Genomic DNA, 16,046 nt, shown 5'->3' with positions numbered 1-16,046 from the left:
GCCCGGGCACCGACGCCGCCCGGACGGGTGCCCTCCGGTCGATCCGGCCCGCCGGCGCGGTACCGGTGGGCAGACTGCCCGGGTGGGGACATCGGTCCGGAACCGGCTCGTCAGCTGGGGTGGGCCCGGCACCCGGGTCACCCGGCTGGAACTCTTCTACGACCTGGTCTTCGTCTTCGCGTTCCTCAACGTCACCACGCTCACCGCGGCGGACCTGAACGCCCGGCACCTGGTCGAGGCGATGTTCGTGCTGGCGCTGCTCTGGTGGTGCTGGACCGGCTTCGCCGCGGTCGGCAACATCCTCCGCGCCGACCAGGGTGTCATGCCGCTGGTCGGGTTCTCGATCATGGCGGCGATCTTCGTGCTCGCGCTGACCACCGCGGTGGCCTTCAGGGACGAGCCCGGTGGGCTCTACGGCCCGTGGGTCTTCTCCCTGGCCTACCTGGCCACCTGGGTGGTCAAGGTGGTCGCGCTCTGGAGCACCGCCGGGTGGAGCAGGGCGCCGAGGGCGCGCTCGCTGCTGCTCACCGCGCCCACCATGGGTGGGGCGCTGGTCATCGTGATCGCCGCGACGGTGCCGCAGCGGGTGGTGCCCGACGCGGCGGTGGAGAACGTCCGCATCGGGCTCTGGACGGTCGCGCTGGCGATGGAGTACGGCGTCGGGCTCCTGCTGCCCCGCACCGGGTGGCGGCTGCGTTCGGTGGGGCACTGGGCCGAGCGGCACGCGCTCATCGTGCTGGTGGCCCTCGGCGAGTCGGTGATCGCGCTCGGTATCGGCACGACCAGCCGCGCCGGCCGCCCCATCGGCATCCCGGTCATCGCCGCGGCGGTGTTCGGCATCGCGATCATCGCGGCGCTCTGGTGGCTCTACTTCGACGTGCTGGCCTTCGCCGTCGAACAGGTGCTGCACGGCGTACGGGGGCGCGCCCGGATCCCGATGGCCCGGGACGTCTACACCTACCTGCACCTGCCGCTGATCGTCGGGATCATCCTGTTCGCCCTCGGGTTGAAGGAGCTCCTGGCCGGGGTGATCAAGGACCCCTCGTCCGCCGCGCGCGACGAGCTCAACGGGCTGGTCCTGCTCGTGCTGTACGGCGGGGTGATCCTCTACCTGCTGGCGCTGGTCGCCATCCAGCTGCGGGTGTTCCGCCGGCTCGACCGGGTCCTCACCACGGCCGCCGTCCTGCTCGTGCTGCTCATCCCGGCCGCGTACCGGCTGCCCGTGCTGACCACGCTGGGTCTGCTGACCGCCGCCGTGGTGGTCGTGGTGCTGGTGCAGCTGCGGGCCACCGCACAGGTCCGCCGCCGGGTACGCGAGACGGCGATGGACGAGCAGACCGCGCTGGAGGCCGAGGCGAACTCCTGGCGGCGGCACCACTTCTGACGGGCGTGCCGCCGATCGGCGGCCGGACGGCCCGGGCCGTTGCGAGACTGCCGGGGTGGGCGACGGCGGGGGGAGGCGGACGCGGGGGTGGCGGCCCGGCGCGCCCGGCTCGCGCACCAGCCGGCTGGAGCTCTACTACGACCTGGTCTTCGTCTTCGCCTTCCTGACCGTCACCTCGGTCACGTCGGCCCGGGCGACCGTGCCCGGCCTGGTCAGCGCCCTGCTGGTGCTGTCACTGCTCTGGTGGTGCTGGACCGGGTTCACCGGGCTCGGCAACGCCGTCCGCACCGACCGGGGCGTCCTGCCGGCGGTCGGCTTCCTCACCCTCGCCGCGACGTTCCTGCTCGCCCTGGTCATGCCCAAGGCGTTCGTCGACCGGCCCGGCGGGCTCGACGGGCCGCTCGTCTTCGCCGGCTGCTACTTCCTGATCCGGGCCCTCCAGCTCGGTGTCTTCGGCTGGGTGGCCTGGGGTGACCCGGTCCGGTTCCGCCGGTGGGTGTTGCTCGCGGCGCTGCCGGTGATCGCCACCGGTTTCCTGGTCGTCGCGGCGCTGGTGCCGCACCGACTCGCCGAGGGCGATACGCAGCGGTTCATCCGGCTGGCCCTGTGGCTCGCGGCCCTGCTCACCGAGTACGTCGGCGGCGTCACGCTCGGCCGGCGGCAATGGGTGGTGCTCTCGGCGGGGCACTGGGCGGAGCGGCACGCGCTGATCGTGCTGGTGGCGCTGGGAGAGTCCATCATCGCGCTGGGGTTCGGTCCGAGGTTCGCCACCGAACTGTCGCTGACCTGGTCGGTCGTGGTCGGCGCCGTGCTCGGCATCGCGGTGGCCTCGGCGCTGTGGTGGGCGTACTTCGACACCCTGGCCCTGGCGGTCGAACAGGCGCTGCACCGGACCCGGGAGCCGGTCGCCCGGGCTCGGCTGGCCCGCGACGCCTACACCTACCTGCACCTGCCGATGATCACCGGGATCATCATGTTCGCCCTGGGACTGAAGGACCTGCTGGCCGAGGGGGCCGACCCGCAGACCCCGACCTGGGGGCCGCCGCTGGGGGCGTACTGGGTCTCGGTGCTCTGGGGCGGGGTGGCGCTCTACCTGCTGGCGCTGGCCGCCTGCGGGCTGCGGGCGCTGCGGGCGCTGCGCTGGCCGCCGGTCGTGGGCGCGCTGCTGCTCGTCGTCCTCGCCCCGGTCGGCGCCCGGGTGCCGGAGCTGGTGTCGCTGGCGATGCTGGCGCTGGTCTGCGTCGCGACCGTCGTCACGCAGACGGTGACCGACGGCGAGCTGCGCCGCCAGGTCCGGCGGGTGGCCGAGGAGGAGGAACACGCCGCCGAGATCGAGCACACCCGGTGGCGGGGACGGCACCTGTGAGCCGGGCGAGGGTGGCCGTGCCCCGGGGGAGGGGCGGGGCACGGCCACCGGGCGCGGTCAGATCTCGGCGAGGGTGCCCTCGTACATCCGGTCGATCTCGGCGGCGAAGTTGCTCTCCACACCCCGCCGCTTGATCTTGAGGGACGGGGTGATCTCGCCGTGCTCGATGGTCAGGTCGCGCGGCAGGATGGTGACCTTCTTGATCGTCTCCCACCGGTTGAGCTTCGCGTTGAGCTGGGCGACGTACTCCTCCACCATCGCCTTGGCCTCGGGGGAGGCCACCACCTCGGCGTAATCCCGGCCCTCCAGCGGGCCGCCGGCCGTCCAGCCCTTGATCGCGTCCGGGTCCAGGGTGACCAGCATGGTGCAGTAGTTGCGGGCCTGGCCGATCACGATCGCCTGCGAGGTGTACGGGCAGATCGCCTTGAACATGCCCTCGATGTGCGACGGCGCGATGTACTTGCCGCCGGAGGTCTTGACCAGGTCCTTCTTGCGGTCGGTGATGCGCAGGTAGCCGTCGTCGTCGAGGGTGCCGATGTCGCCGGTGCGGAAGAAGCCGTCCTCGGTGAACGCGGCGGCGGTCTCCTCGGGCAGGTTGTGGTACCCGCGCATGACCGGACGACCGCGGACCAGGATCTCGCCGTCGGTGTCGATCCGGCACTCCAGGTCGCCCATCGCCCGGCCGACCGTGCCGATGCGCAGCCCGTCCGGCGGGTTGACGAAGTTCCCGGCGCTGGTCTCGGTCAGGCCGTACCCCTCGGAGATGGGCAGGTTCGCCGCGGCGAAGAAGGTGGCGATCTCCTTGCTCAACGGCGCCGCGCCGGAGACCAGCACCCGGATCCGGCCGCCGAGGCGGGCCTGGATCTTGCTGAAGACCAGCTTCTCGGCCACCGCGTACTTCAGTTTCAGCCCGGTCGGGAGCGGACGCCCGGCCTGCTCCAGGGCGACCTTCTCCTTGCCGACCGCGACGGCCCAGGCGAAGATCTTCGCCTTGGCCCCGCCGGCGTCCTGCGCCGTGGTGACCGACTTGTTGTAGACCTTCTCGTAGATCCGGGGCGCGCCGCACATCAGCGTCGGCTTGATCACCGCGAGCATGTCGACCAGCTTCTCCACCCGGCCGTCGACGTAGGTGGGCAGACCGACGTGGGTGGAGCCGCAGATCAGCGTCTTGCCGAACGAGTGCGACAGCGGCAGCCAGAGGTAGTGCACGTCGTCGGCGCGCAGCAGGCTCGTCTCGGCCTGCACCACCGCCTCCCAGCACCAGCCGCCGTGCAGCAGCTCCACGCCCTTCGGGCGGCCGGTGGTGCCGGAGGTGTAGATCAGGGTGGCCAGGTGATCCGGGCCGACCGGGGCGACCAGCCGGTCGATCAGGTCGGGGTCGGACGCCAGCGCCGTACGGCCGCGCTCCTCCAGCTCCGCCAGGGTGAGCTGGGGTACGGCCGCGGCCGGGTCGGCGGCGCCGTCGAAGAGCACCACGTGGGTGAGCGCGGGCAGCTCGGCGCCGGCGATCTTCGCCGCCTGGGCCGGATTCTCCGCGAACAGCACCACCGACCCCGAGTCGGCGATGATGTAGGTCGCGTCCTCGGGCTCCGTGGTGGGGTAGACGGTGGTGGTCGCGCCGCCGGCACACATGATGCCGAAGTCGGCGATCACCCAGTCGAGTCGGGTGTTCGCCAGGATCGCGACCGGGTCCTCCAGCCCGACACCCAGGCCGTGCAGGCCGGCGGCGACCGCCTTGGCCCGCTGGCCGACCTGTTCCCACGTGAGCCAGACCGGCCCGGAGTCGTCCGAGTTCGGGTGGGCGAAAGCGTGGCGGTCAGGAGTCGCGGCCACGCGCTTGAGGAACATGTCGGGGATGGAACGGTACGGTACATCGAGAGCCATCGCTGTAGCCGCCTTCAGGGGGTGGATGACGTGACGGGGGTCACGCCGCTCTGCGGTTACCGAAGAGTATTGCCTGCACCCGGGCATCGGCTAGCCCCCGATGCGGTGATCCGGCCGAGTCCCGCCAGGTGGACGGGTCAGGCGTACCGCGTCGCCCGCAGCGACCAGTCGTAGGTGGCGCGGATCCAGGCCCGCCGGGCGGCCAGGAACGGCGCGAGGGAGGGATCGCCGGCGAGGCTCGCCTCCCGGTCCAGGTAGCGGGCCAGGCCGTCGTTGAACCGGTCGGCCGCCGCCCGGAACGCGCCGTCGTCGTCGAGGCCGTGCTGCGCCGCGATCACCGTGACCAGGTTCTGCGCGTCGGCCTCGACCCGTCGCTCCTTGCGGTGCGAGAACAGGTCGTTGCACCAGCACACGAGGTCCGCGCAGAGGTCGTCGAGGGCCAGCACCTGCGGGTCGACCTGCAACCCGACGCCGGGCAGCCCGTCGTACGCCAGGTCGGTGAGGGTCATGCTGGGGCGGGCGCCGCCGGTGTGCCGCCGCATCTGCACGTACTCCGCCAGGCCCGGCACCCGCCGGCGCTCCCGGTTGGCCGCCTCCCAGAGCAGGGCGAGCAGGTACTCCCGCAGTTGGCTGACCAGCCGCAGCAGCAGGCCGGGCCGACCCTGCTCACGGACCCGCCGGCAGACGTCGTGCAGCGCCCGGCCGAGCGGGCCGGCGGCGGCCGGCGGCGGCGCGGCCGGGTCGCCGAGGCGGTCGAGCACGTCCAGCAGGAGGCCGACCGTCGGGGCGAGCCGGGTCGGCTGCGTGCCGAGGCCGTCCTCGTCGCAGGCGTCGTCCATGACGAACAGCCAGGTGATCAGGTCGGCGAGCAGCCGGAGCCGGTCGGTCGGCGCCTGCGGGCAGGCCCGCCCGGCGAGTTCGGCGCCGGCGGCCCGGCGCAGCCGGTGCCATCGCGCCCCGGCGTCGACCAGCCCCAGGTGGCGGGCCCAGTCCAGGCTCTGGGCGGCCACCTCGTCGGTGTCCGCGTGCCGCCGCGCGGCGAAGGGCGGCTCGTGCAGCGCCGACACGGCCGTGCTCCGCATGGTCCCCCCTGTCCGGCCGGCCGGATCGGCCGACGCGCGCAGAAGGGTACGGGAAAAGGAATCGGCGGGGATGAGTGAGTACGGATGGTGGGACCCGGAGCCGCTGACCGATTTCGCGCATGGCGCGGGCCGTTCACCGCGTGTGATCGATCGGGTCCGGACGGTGACCGTGGCCGATTACGGCCGTACCGCCCCGGCCCTGGCGACGGTGACGGTCAGAAGCCGAGGCGGGCGGTGCGGAGCCGCTCGGCCGCGGCCGAGGGGCCGTCGATCTGCACCCGGGCCACCCGTTGCCGGCCGGAGAGGAAGAGCGCCAGCTCGCCCGGGGCGCCCACCAGCCGCAGCCGGTCACCGCCGCGGCCCACGGTCAGCTCGCCGTGCCCGGGGGCCTGCACCAGCACGTCGGCCGGGAACCGGCGCAGCGCCGTACGCGCCAGCAGCCCGGCCGGCTTCCACAGCCGGGCCTGCAGCCCGGCCGGCAGGTCCCGGGGCAGCCACCCCGACCGGGCCCGCCGCACGTCCTCGTGGTGGATGAAGAACTCCAGGGTGTTGGCGAGCTCGTCGGTGAGCGGGTTGCTCAGCGGGCTCCACACCGGCGGCCGGCGCACCCGCCCGACCAGGTCCGCCCAGGGCAGCGCGGCGACGCGCAGGCGCACCCGCTCGCCGTACCCGCGCAGCGGCGGCAGCAGGATGCCGCCGGCGGCGTCCGGCCGGCGCTCGCGGACCACGAGGTGCGCCGCGAGGTCACGGGTCGTCCACCCCTCGTTGACCGTCGGCGCGTCCGGACCCAGTTCCCACATCAGATCGGCGAGCGCCTCGCGCTCCGTTCGGGCGTACCGCGGCATGCAGGCATGGTAGGCCCCGCCGTCCGGGTCGGCGCGTCGAGCGCGCGCCCGGCTCGGATCGGACGCGACGGCACGCACGTGACGGCGGACATAGTCGGTCCGGCTCGGCGCGACCGGTCCGGACCGGTAAGGATGGACAGATACGAGGCGGCTTACGGCGGGGGCGAGCGTGGCGAGCAGGACGAGTCGGGACGTGATCGCGCGGGGACTCTCCGTCCTCGGCCGGGCGATCCGGGAGCAGCCACGGATCTTCGCGGTGGCGGTGACCGGCAGCGTGCTCTTCGGCGTCATGGTGATCGCCAGCGCGTACGTGGTGGGCGCGGTGGTCGGCGAGGTGGTGGTGCCGTCGATCGCCGAGGGCTCCGTCGCGGTCGGCGCGCTCGCCCTGGCCGCGGCGGCCCTGTTCGGCATCAGCGTGCTGCGGGTGGTCGGCATCTTCGGCCGTCGCCTCGGCGCCGGCTACATGCAGTACCGCCTCCAGGCGGCCTACCGGCGCCGGGTCACCCGCCGCTACCTGGAGCTGCCGCTGGCCTGGCACCAGCGCAACGCCACCGGGACGCTGCTGTCCAACGCCAACTCCGACGTCGAGGCGGCCTGGTACCCGATCGCCCCGCTGCCCTTCGCCGTCGGCACGCTGGTGATGCTGGTCGGCGCGATCGCCTCGCTCTTCTTCACCGACTGGGCGCTGGCCCTGGTCGGGCTGGCCGTGTTCCCGGCGCTCTTCGCGCTCAACGTGGTCTACTCCCGGCGGATGGCCCCCCGCCAGGCCCGCGCGCAACGGTTGCGTGCCGAGGTCAGCGGCATCGCCCACGAGAGCTTCGACGGCGCGCTGGTGGTCAAGACGATGGGCCGCGAGGCCCAGGAGACGGCCCGCTTCTCCGCCCGCGCCGGGGAGCTGCGCGACGCGCTGATCTCGGTCGGCCGGCTGCGGGGCGTCTTCGACCCGCTGCTGGAGACGCTGCCCAGCCTCGGCACGCTGGCCGTGCTGGTGGTCGGGGCGATCCGGCTGCGGCAGGGCGCGATCGACGTCACCCAGCTGGTCAGCGTCGCCTTCCTCTTCACCGTGCTGGCCTTCCCGGTGCGGGCCATCGGCTGGGTGCTGGCCGAGCTGCCGCGCAGCGTCGCCGGCTGGGACCGGGTCCGCCGGGTCCTGGACGCCACCGGCCAGATGCCGTACGGCGACCGCCGGCTCGACCCGGACCCGCCCGGGCCGGCCACACTGGCCTTCCACGACGTGCACTTCGCCTACGAACCGGCCGAGGCGCACCTGCCCGGCGCCCAGGTGCTCGGCGAGGTCTCCTTCACCGTGCCGGCCGGGAAGACGGTCGCCCTGGTCGGGCCGACGGGGGCCGGCAAGTCGACGGTCACCGCGCTGGCGGTGCGCCTGGTCGACCCGGACTCCGGCACGGTCACCCTGGACGGCGTGGACGTCCGCGAGCTGAGCGCCGAGTCGCTCACCTCGACGGTGGCCCTGGTCGCCCAGGTCCCGTTCGTCTTCGACGACACCGTCCGGGCCAACATCACCCTGGACCGGCCGGGCATCGGCGACGACGACGTCTGGGCGGCGCTGCGGCTGGCCGAGGCGGACGGTTTCGTCGCCGCGCTCCCCGACGGGCTGGACACCCTGGTCGGCGAGCGGGGCACCTCGCTCTCCGGCGGGCAGCGGCAGCGCCTCACCCTGGCCCGGGCGCTCGCCGGGCGGCCCCGGCTGCTGGTCCTCGACGACGCGACCAGCGCGGTCGACCCGCGGGTGGAGGCGGCCATCCTGGCCGGTCTGCGCGCCCCGGCCGGTGGACAGGGCGCCGCCGCCTCGATCCTGGTGGTGGCGTACCGCCGGGCCACCATCGCGCTCGCCGACGAGGTGATCTACCTGGAGCACGGGCGGGTGCGGGCCCGGGGCACCCACCGCGAGCTGCTCGCCACCGTCGGCGGGTACGCCGACCTGGTCACCGCGTACGAGCAGGCCGAGCGGGAACGTGAGCAGAACCGGACGTACGACGAGGTCACCCCGCTGACCTCCGGCCTAGAGATCGAGGTGGACCGGTGAGCGCGAGGAGTGCAGCGGAGCGGAGCCCCGCAGTCGCGAGCGGAGAGTGGCACCGGTGAGCGCGAGGAGTGCAGCGGAGCGGAGCCCCGCAGTCGCGAGCGGAGAGTGGCACCGGTGAGCGCGAGGAGTGCAGCGGAGCGGCCGGAGGCCACCGAGTCCGCCTGGCGGACGATGCGCCGGGGGCTCGCGCTCTCCCCGGAGCTGCGCGCCGGCCTTGCCGGCACGCTGGCCCTGGCCGTGGTCTACATGGTGGGCCGGGTGGCCGTACCGGTGGCGGTGCAACGCGGCATCGACGACGGCCTGACCGCCCCCGGCGGCCCGGACCTCGGCGTGGTCGCCCAGGTGGTGCTCGCCACCGCCGCAGTGCTGGTGGTCACCACGACCTGCGGCTACCTGATGATGCGCCGGCTGTTCACGGTCAGCGAGACCGCGCTGGCCAACGTGCGCAGCCGGGCGTTCCGCCACGTGCACGACCTGTCGATGCTGCACCAGCAGTCGGAGCGGCGCGGTTCGCTGGTCTCCCGGGTCACCAGCGACGTCGACCAGATCACCCAGTTCCTCCAGTGGGGCGGGGTGGTCCTGCTGGTCAACCTCGGCCAGCTGGTGGTCACCACCGCCGTCATGCTGGCGTACTCGTGGCAGCTGACGCTCGTGGTGCTCGCCGCCTTCGCCCCGGCGGTGCTGGTGATCCGGGCGCTGCAACGGCGCCTCGGCGCGGCGTACGCGGTGGTCCGGCAACGCACCGGCACCCTGCTCGGCACCATCGCCGAGAGCGTCGTCGGGGCCCCGGTGATCCGGGCGTACGGGATCGCCGGGCGGACCTCCCGTCGGGTGGACGACGCGATCGACGCCCAGCGCACGGCGCAGCAGCGGGCCATCCGGATCAGCATCATGGGCAGCTCCGTCGGGGAACTGGCCGCCGGGGTGGCGCTCGCCGGGGTGGTGGTGCTCGGGGTGCTCCTCGGGGTGGACGGCTCGCTGTCCGTGGGTCAGCTCACCGCGTTCCTGTTCCTGGTGACGCTCTTCATCCAGCCGGTGCAGATCGCCACCGAGGTGCTCAACGAGGCGCAGAACGCGATCGCCGGCTGGCGGCGGGTGCTCGACGTGCTCGACGTCGCGCCGGACGTGGCCGACCCGGGGGAGCAGGGACGGGAGCTGCCGCCCGGTCCGCTGGACGTCCGGTTCGCGGGGGTGGGTTTCGCCTACCCGGGCGGACCGCCGGTGCTGCACGACGTCACCCTGGACATCCCGGCGAAGAGCCGGGTCGCGGTGGTCGGCGAGACCGGCAGCGGCAAGACCACCTTCGCCAAGCTGCTGACCCGGCTGATGGACCCGACCGAGGGCGCGGTCCTGCTCTCCGGGGTGCCGCTGGAGCAGGTGCGGTTCTCCTCGTTGCGCTCGCGGGTGGTGATGGTGCCGCAGGACGGCTTCCTCTTCGACGCCACCGTCGGGGAGAACGTCCGTTTCGCCCGGCCCGAGCTGACCGACGACCAGCTCACCGCCGCCTTCACCGAGCTGGGGCTGGCCGACTGGCTCGACGGGCTGCCGTCCGGCCTGGACACCCCGGTGGGCGAGCGGGGCGAGGCGCTGAGCGTGGGGGAGCGGCAGCTCGTCGCGCTCGCCCGGGCGTACGTGGCCGACCCGGACCTGCTGGTGCTCGACGAGGCCACCAGCGCCGTCGACCCGGCCACCGAGGTGCGGCTGCAACGCACCCTGGACGCGGTCACCCGGGGCCGGACCACGCTGGCCATCGCGCACCGGCTCTCCACCGCCCAGGCCGCCGACGAGGTGATCGTGGTGGACCGGGGGCGGATCGTGCAGCGCGGCCCGCACGACGAGCTGGTCCGGGACCCGGACTCGGTCTACGGGCTGCTCTACGCCTCCTGGTTGGAGCAGACCCGCTGATCCGCCGGCCGGGCGCGGTGGACGTCCCCGGCGGATCCGACGGCCGTGCCGGTCACGTCCGTGTCCCCGCACCACCGCGTCCGCCGGCAGACCCGCCGCGGAGCCGACCGGCGTCGCCCGGTCGAGGGTCGGGGGCGGCTCCGGGCTTCGCGTGGACGACCCCGCCCGCGTGCACTAGGGTGCGAGTTAGGTGAGCCTAACCTGCGTTGGAGGTGCCCCGTGGGACCGAGCCCCGCCGAGATCGTCCGCACCCTGGTCGCCGGCCGGCTTCCCGGCCTGGTGCATCTCGCCCACCGGCCCGGCCCTTACCACGTCCGGCACGCCACCGACGCCGACGGCCGGGTGCTGCTGCTCGTGCCGGTGGTCAGCGACCTCGCCGCCGAGCTGCACCCGGGGACCGCCGAGGACGTCGCCGTGGTGCTCGACGTGCTGGATCTGCCCCCGGCCGCGGGCGCGCCGTCGCTCGGGCGGGCCTGGGTGTCCGGCTGGGCGGCGCCGTTGACCGGCGCGGCGGCCCGCGACGCCGCGGCCGAGTTCGCCGCCGTCGACCCGACCGGTGACCTGCTCGACGTGGGCACCCGCTTCCGGATGCACCGGTTCGAGGTGGTCGAGGCCCGGCTGGAGGGCGCCGGAACGGTGCGCCGGATCGACCCGACCGGGTACGCGGCCGCCACCCCGGACCCGCTGCACCCGGTCGAGGCCGCGCTGCTGGCCGACCTCGCCGACCACCACGAGCCGGAGGTCACCGCGTACCTGCGCCGACGGCTCGACCTGACCGGCGGCCGGCCCCGGGTGGTGCGGCTGGACCGGTACGGCCTTGTCGTCGCGTACGGCGGGCCGGGCGACCGGCGACGGGCCCGGCTGCCGTTCCCGCACCCGGTGGCCGACCCGGCGGAGCTGTCCCGGCTGCTGCACCCGATGCTCTGCCCCCGCGCGGCGGCCGCCCGCCCGGACGTCCGGCCGGCCGGCTAGCCCAGGTCCCCGGTGAGGTACCGCTGCACGGTCGGGCCGAGCGCCGCCACCAGGGTCTCCGGGTCGGCGGAGGCGACCGGCTCCAGCCGGATCACGTAGCGCATCATCGCCAGGCCGATCATCTGGCTGGCCACCAGCGAGCCGCGCAGCGGCAGCTCGTCCGGCGCCATGTCCAGGTGGTCGAGGACCCGACGCAGCACCTGGGTGACCAGGAACTCACGCACCAACCGGGCGGTCCACTCGTTGGTGGCCGCCGAGCGGAGCACGGCCACGGCCCCCGCGCCGGCCGGCGAGTCCCACACCCCGAGGAACAGCCGCACCAGCCGGGCGCCCACCTCGTCCCGCGCGCCGACCAGCACGGCGGGGAGCAGCTCCCCCGGGTCCACCGGAATGTCGACGGTGGCCCGGAAGAGCTGGTCCTTGCTGCCGAAGTAGTGGTGCACCAACGCCGGGTCGACGCCCGCCGCCGTCGCGATCATCCGGATCGACGTCGCGTCGAACCCGCGATCGGCGAAGGCCGTGCGGGCCGCCGCGAGGATCGCGTCCCGGGTGTCCGGGTTGCCCGGGCGGCGGCCGGTGCGTCGCGGCGTCATCCGCTGCGCCTGCGCAGGGTCGCCGCCGCCAGCACCAGCGCCACCACGGCCGCGCCGCCCACGATCGCCACGTCCCGCCACATCGTGCCGGTCGGCTCGGCGTGCGCGCCGACCTCCTGCAGGGCCTCCACCGCGTACGACAGGGGGAAGGCGTCGCTGACCGCCTGGAGCCAACCGGCCATCTCCCCGCGCGGCACGAACAGCCCGCAGAGCAGCAACTGCGGCAGCACCACCACCGGCATGAACTGCACCGCCTGGAACTCGGTGCGGGCGAAGGCGCTGCACAGCAGCCCGAGCGCGACCGCCAGCACCGCGTTCACCGCGGCGATCATCACGACCAGCCAGACGCTGCCGGCGGTGTCCAGGTCGAACAACCAGTACGCCGCCGCCGAGGCGATGGTCGCCTGCGCCGCGCCGGCCAGGCCGAACGCGATGCCGTAGCCGAAGAGCAGGTCGAGCTTGCCCAACGGGGTGGTGAGCAGGCGCTCCAGCGTCCCGGTGGTCCGCTCGCGCAACATCGCGATGCTGGTCACCAGGAACATGATGATGAACGGGAAGAAGCCGAGCATCACCAGGGCCACCCGGTCGAACAGCGACGGCTGCCCGGGCGGGGCGGGCTGGTCGACGTACATGAAGTAGACCAGGGTGAGCAGCACCGTCGGCACCACCACGAGCAGCGCCACCGTACGCCGGTCGTGCCGCAGCTGGCGCAGGATGCGCCCGGTGGTCACGGTCAGGATCCTCGCGTTCATGATTCCTCCCCGGTGGCCGGCCGGCCCGTCTCGCTCTCGCGGATCAGCCGGAGGAACGCCTCCTCCAGGTCGTCGACGCCGGTGTGCGCGCGGATGGCGTCCGGGGTGTCGTCGGCGATCAGCCGGCCCTGGCGGATCAGCAGCAGCCGGTCGCAGCGGGCCGCCTCGTCCATGACGTGGCTGGAGACCAGCAGCGTCGTGCCGGCCGCCGCCATGGCGTGGAACCGGGCCCACAGCTCGGCCCGCAGCACCGGGTCCTGGCCGACGGTGGGCTCGTCCAGCACGACCAGCTCCGGCTCGCCGACCAGGGCGCAGGCCAGCGAGGCGCGGCTGCGCTGCCCGCCGGAGAGGGTGCCGACGAGCTGGGTGGCCGCCCCGGCGAGCCCGACGTCGGCCACGGCCCGGTCGGCGTCGGCCGCGCGCCGGCCGTGCAGCGCGGCGAAGTAGCGGGCGTTCTCCCGCACGGTCAGGTCGGCGTAGACGCTCGGCGCCTGGGTCAGGTACCCCACCCGGTGCCGCAACCCCGCCGTGCCGGCCGGCGCGCCCAGCACGGTGACCGTGCCGGCGCTGATCGTCTGCACCCCCACCACCGCCCGCATCAGGGTGGTCTTGCCGCTGCCGCTGGGCCCGAGCAGGCCGGTGACCCGACCGCGCGGCACGGTGCAGCCGATCCCGTCCAGGACCCGCCGCCGGCCACGGTCCACGACCAGGTCGCGGACCGTTATGGCGTCGTCCATCGCCCCACCTCCCGCAAAACTCATCAACTGTTGAACTCAACGGTAGATGAGTTATCCGGAGCTGCGCAACGGTTGACTTCGAGCGCACTCGAACTGGAAGCCTGGGCGGGTGGACATCAGCACTCGGGAGAGAGGCCTCTCCGTGGGCGAGGCGGCGGCCCGCGTCGGCCTGACCACCTACACGTTGCGTTGGTACGAGCAGGAGGGCCTGGTGGCCCCGGTGGGCCGGGACTCCGCCGGCCGGCGCCGGTACACCGACTCGGACCTGGACTGGTTGGTGCTGCTCACCCGGCTGCGCCGGACCGGGATGCCGGTGCGCGACATGCGCCGGTACGCCGAGCTGGCCCGGCTCGGGGACCGGACGCTGGGCGCCCGCCGGGCGCTGTTCGAGGCGCACCGGGCCCGGGTGCTGGCCCGGATGGCCGAACTGGAGGAGGACCTCAAGGTGCTCAACTACAAGATCGACATCTACCGCAAGGCCGAGGAGGGCCGGTGATCCGCCGCCGTGTGGGGGTCGGTGGCCCCGAGGTGTCCGCCATCGGACTCGGCTGCATGGGCATGAGCTTCGCCTACGGCGGCCGGGACGACGCCGAGTCGACCCGGACCCTGCACCGCGCCCTCGACCTGGGGGTGAACCACCTCGACACCGCCGACATGTACGGCGCGGGCGCCAACGAGCGGCTGCTCGCCCCGGTCGTCCGGGCCCGGCGCGACGAGGTCTTCCTGGCCACCAAGTTCGGCAACCGCTTCCGCGGCGACGCCTCCGGCGGCACCGCCGCCCCGGGCGCGTACGTCGACAGCAGCGCCGCCTGGGCGCGGGAGGCCTGCGACGCCTCGCTGAGCCGGCTCGGCGTCGACACCATCGACCTGTACCACCTGCACCGGCGTGACCCGGGCACCCCGATCGAGGAGACCGTCGGCGCGATGGCCGAGCTGGTCGACGCCGGCAAGGTGCGCCTGCTCGGCCTGTCGGAGGTCAGCCCGGCCACCCTGCGCGCCGCGCACGCCGTGCACCCGATCGCGGCCGTGCAGATGGAGTACTCGCTGTTCACCCGGGACGTCGAGGGGGAGATGCTCGACACCTGCCGGGAGCTGGGCGTGGCCCTGGTGGCGTACTCGCCGGTGGGGCGGGGTCTGCTCACCGGGGCGATCACCGGCCGCGACCAGCTCGCCGCGGACGACTGGCGCGCCCAGGTGCCGCGCTTCGCCGAGGGCAACCTCGACGCCAACCTCGCGCTGGTGGCGGCGGTGCGCGCGGTGGCCGGGGAGATCGGCTGCACCCCGGCGCAGGCCGCGCTGGCCTGGCTGCTGGCCCAGGGCGAGGACGTGCTGCCCATTCCCGGCACCAAGCGGGTGCGGTACCTCCAGGAGAACGCGGCGGCCGCCGACATCCGGCTCACCGCCGCCCAGCAGGAGCGGCTGCGGCAGGCGGTGCCCGCCGGGGCGGTGGCCGGCGAAAGGTATCCGGAGGCAGGAATGCGAACGGTCGGGCACTAGCCTTCGGAGCGGACACCGGGTCCGTCAACGGGCATTGCGGCCCGATCGGACGTGCGGCACGATGGCGAAGTGGATCACGCTCCGTTGCCGGAGGGCGGTTTCCTCGACGACTGGGCGACCCGGCTGCGCGAGGCCGCCGAGCGGCCCGTCGTCGGCATCCTGCTGCGCGGCAGCCACGCCCGGCGGGGGGCCACCGTGCACAGCGACGTCGACCTCGACGTGCTGGTCGACAACCGGCGGCCCGTTCCGGCCCAGGGCGGCGCGGCCCAGGCCGGCGCGACCCGGGGTGGCCCGACCCGGGGCGGAACCGACCGCGCGGAGGCCACCCCGTACGCCGCCCGGCAGGCGTACCTCGCCGAGGTGGACGGCCGGCTGGTGCACCTCTCCGTCGCCGCCCGCGACGTGCGCTCCTGGGTCGACCGGCTCGGCGAGCCGGCCGACTGGGCGTTCGGTCTGCCGGTCGCCGCGCCGGCCCGGCTGCTCTGGGCCGAGGAGGACTGGCGGAGCCGCATCGACCTGCCGGTGCTCTGCCAGCCGGCCGACCAGCCCCGGCTGGAGGAACTGGTCGCCACGCTGGGCAAGGTGGCCTCGGCCCGTTCCGTCGACGACCACCTCGGGGTCCGGCTGGCCGCCGCCGACCTGGCCCGGCTCTGCCCCTCGGTGCTGCGCCCGGCCAACCCGGGCGTGCGGGTCGCCTCCCGCCGGGGCGCCTTCGCCGCGGCCCTCGCGCTGCCCGTCGCCCCGGCCGGCTACCGGGACGACATGCTGCTCTGCCTCGGGCTGCGCCCCGGATCCGTCGGCCAGCTCGGGGCCGCCGCCGCCCGCCTGGTGGCCGGGGTCGTCCCGCTGGTGCGCCCGTACGCCGACCGGATCGCCGAGGTCGCCGGCGCGGACCTGGCCGCCGCGCTCGTGGACGGCCGGCTGGACCGCTACGTCGCCCAGCTCGGCCGGGCGGCGAGCCGGGGCGGGGACGGCTCGCAGG

13 protein-coding genes and 1 pseudogene are annotated in these 16,046 nt (G+C 74.3%); 8 read left to right on the top strand and 6 right to left on the bottom strand.

From position 1 onward, the window contains the following. The first annotated feature begins 82 nt into the window (after positions 1-82). Together GA0070614_RS07205 and GA0070614_RS07200 are read left to right on the top strand one after the other, a co-directional pair. The gene (locus GA0070614_RS07205; protein ID WP_088975216.1) at positions 83-1,384 is read left to right on the top strand and encodes a low temperature requirement protein A; all 1,302 of its coding nucleotides are present in this window, start codon (positions 83-85) and stop codon (positions 1,382-1,384) included. 55 nt (positions 1,385-1,439) lie between these two features. Further along, on the top strand, positions 1,440-2,750 hold the full coding sequence (locus GA0070614_RS07200; RefSeq protein ID WP_088975215.1) for a low temperature requirement protein A: 1,311 nt from the start codon (positions 1,440-1,442) through the stop codon (positions 2,748-2,750). Positions 2,751-2,807: 57 nt separating this feature from the next. Here the strand turns inward: GA0070614_RS07200 and GA0070614_RS07195 are convergent, their stop codons facing one another. The 3 genes from GA0070614_RS07195 to GA0070614_RS07185 all read right to left on the bottom strand — a co-directional run bounded on the left by GA0070614_RS07195 (position 2,808) and on the right by GA0070614_RS07185 (position 6,561). After that, the gene (locus GA0070614_RS07195) at positions 2,808-4,634 is read right to left on the bottom strand and encodes an AMP-dependent synthetase/ligase (protein WP_088975214.1); all 1,827 of its coding nucleotides are present in this window, start codon (positions 4,632-4,634) and stop codon (positions 2,808-2,810) included. Between the two features lie 137 nt (positions 4,635-4,771). Next, a complete protein-coding gene (locus GA0070614_RS07190; RefSeq protein WP_088975213.1) occupies positions 4,772-5,716 on the bottom strand; it encodes a terpene synthase family protein in 945 nt (314 codons plus the stop codon). Positions 5,717-5,931: 215 nt separating this feature from the next. Continuing rightward, entirely contained in the window at positions 5,932-6,561 is a 630-nt protein-coding gene (locus GA0070614_RS07185) for a TIGR03085 family metal-binding protein (RefSeq protein WP_088975212.1), read from the bottom strand. Positions 6,562-6,730: 169 nt separating this feature from the next. Between GA0070614_RS07185 and GA0070614_RS07180 the strand changes: the two genes are divergently transcribed. From GA0070614_RS07180 to GA0070614_RS07170, 3 genes are all read left to right on the top strand, one after another. Then, positions 6,731-8,608 carry an ABC transporter ATP-binding protein gene (locus GA0070614_RS07180; RefSeq protein ID WP_088975211.1) on the top strand — a complete coding sequence of 626 codons (1,878 nt, stop codon included), beginning with the start codon at positions 6,731-6,733 and terminating at the stop codon, positions 8,606-8,608. Between the two features lie 171 nt (positions 8,609-8,779). Further along, on the top strand, positions 8,780-10,513 hold the full coding sequence (locus GA0070614_RS07175; RefSeq protein ID WP_088975210.1) for an ABC transporter ATP-binding protein: 1,734 nt from the start codon (positions 8,780-8,782) through the stop codon (positions 10,511-10,513). A 219-nt stretch (positions 10,514-10,732) separates the two neighbouring features. After that, positions 10,733-11,485, top strand: a complete 753-nt coding sequence (locus GA0070614_RS07170) for a DUF2470 domain-containing protein (protein WP_088975209.1) — start codon at positions 10,733-10,735, stop codon at positions 11,483-11,485. Here the strand turns inward: GA0070614_RS07170 and GA0070614_RS07165 are convergent. Genes GA0070614_RS07165 through GA0070614_RS07155 form a run of 3 tightly spaced genes read right to left on the bottom strand, consistent with a single transcriptional unit; the run spans position 11,482 to position 13,567 of the window. Continuing rightward, entirely contained in the window at positions 11,482-12,078 is a 597-nt protein-coding gene (locus GA0070614_RS07165) for a TetR/AcrR family transcriptional regulator (RefSeq protein WP_088975208.1), read from the bottom strand. The two genes, GA0070614_RS07170 and GA0070614_RS07165, sit on opposite strands and share 4 nt — an antisense overlap. Continuing rightward, positions 12,075-12,830, bottom strand: coding sequence for an ABC transporter permease (locus tag GA0070614_RS07160; RefSeq protein ID WP_088975207.1), 756 nt, complete (start codon positions 12,828-12,830; stop codon positions 12,075-12,077). The genes GA0070614_RS07165 and GA0070614_RS07160 overlap by 4 nt, the downstream gene beginning before the upstream one ends. Next, complete coding sequence (locus GA0070614_RS07155) at positions 12,827-13,567, bottom strand: ABC transporter ATP-binding protein (protein ID WP_088975206.1); 741 nt, start codon at positions 13,565-13,567, stop codon at positions 12,827-12,829. The genes GA0070614_RS07160 and GA0070614_RS07155 overlap by 4 nt, the downstream gene beginning before the upstream one ends. Before the next feature lie 109 nt (positions 13,568-13,676). On the opposite strand from GA0070614_RS07155, the gene GA0070614_RS07150 reads away from it, so the two are divergent. The 3 genes and pseudogenes from GA0070614_RS07150 to GA0070614_RS31515 all read left to right on the top strand — a co-directional run. Beyond that, on the top strand, positions 13,677-14,063 hold the full coding sequence (locus GA0070614_RS07150) for a MerR family transcriptional regulator (RefSeq protein ID WP_088975205.1): 387 nt from the start codon (positions 13,677-13,679) through the stop codon (positions 14,061-14,063). After that, on the top strand, positions 14,060-15,064 hold the full coding sequence (locus tag GA0070614_RS07145; protein ID WP_172892386.1) for an aldo/keto reductase: 1,005 nt from the start codon (positions 14,060-14,062) through the stop codon (positions 15,062-15,064). Before GA0070614_RS07150 ends, GA0070614_RS07145 begins: the two co-directional genes overlap by 4 nt. Before the next feature lie 51 nt (positions 15,065-15,115). Then, a pseudogene (locus GA0070614_RS31515) lies at positions 15,116-15,910 on the top strand (phosphoribosyl-AMP cyclohydrolase); the annotation flags it as partial. Positions 15,911-16,046: the final 136 nt, after the last annotated feature.

This window comes from Micromonospora coxensis, assembly GCF_900090295.1.
Taxonomy (GTDB): domain Bacteria; phylum Actinomycetota; class Actinomycetes; order Mycobacteriales; family Micromonosporaceae; genus Micromonospora; species Micromonospora coxensis.
The sequence above is the reverse complement of the archived record's forward strand: the minus strand, read 5'-3'. Positions and strand labels throughout refer to the sequence as shown.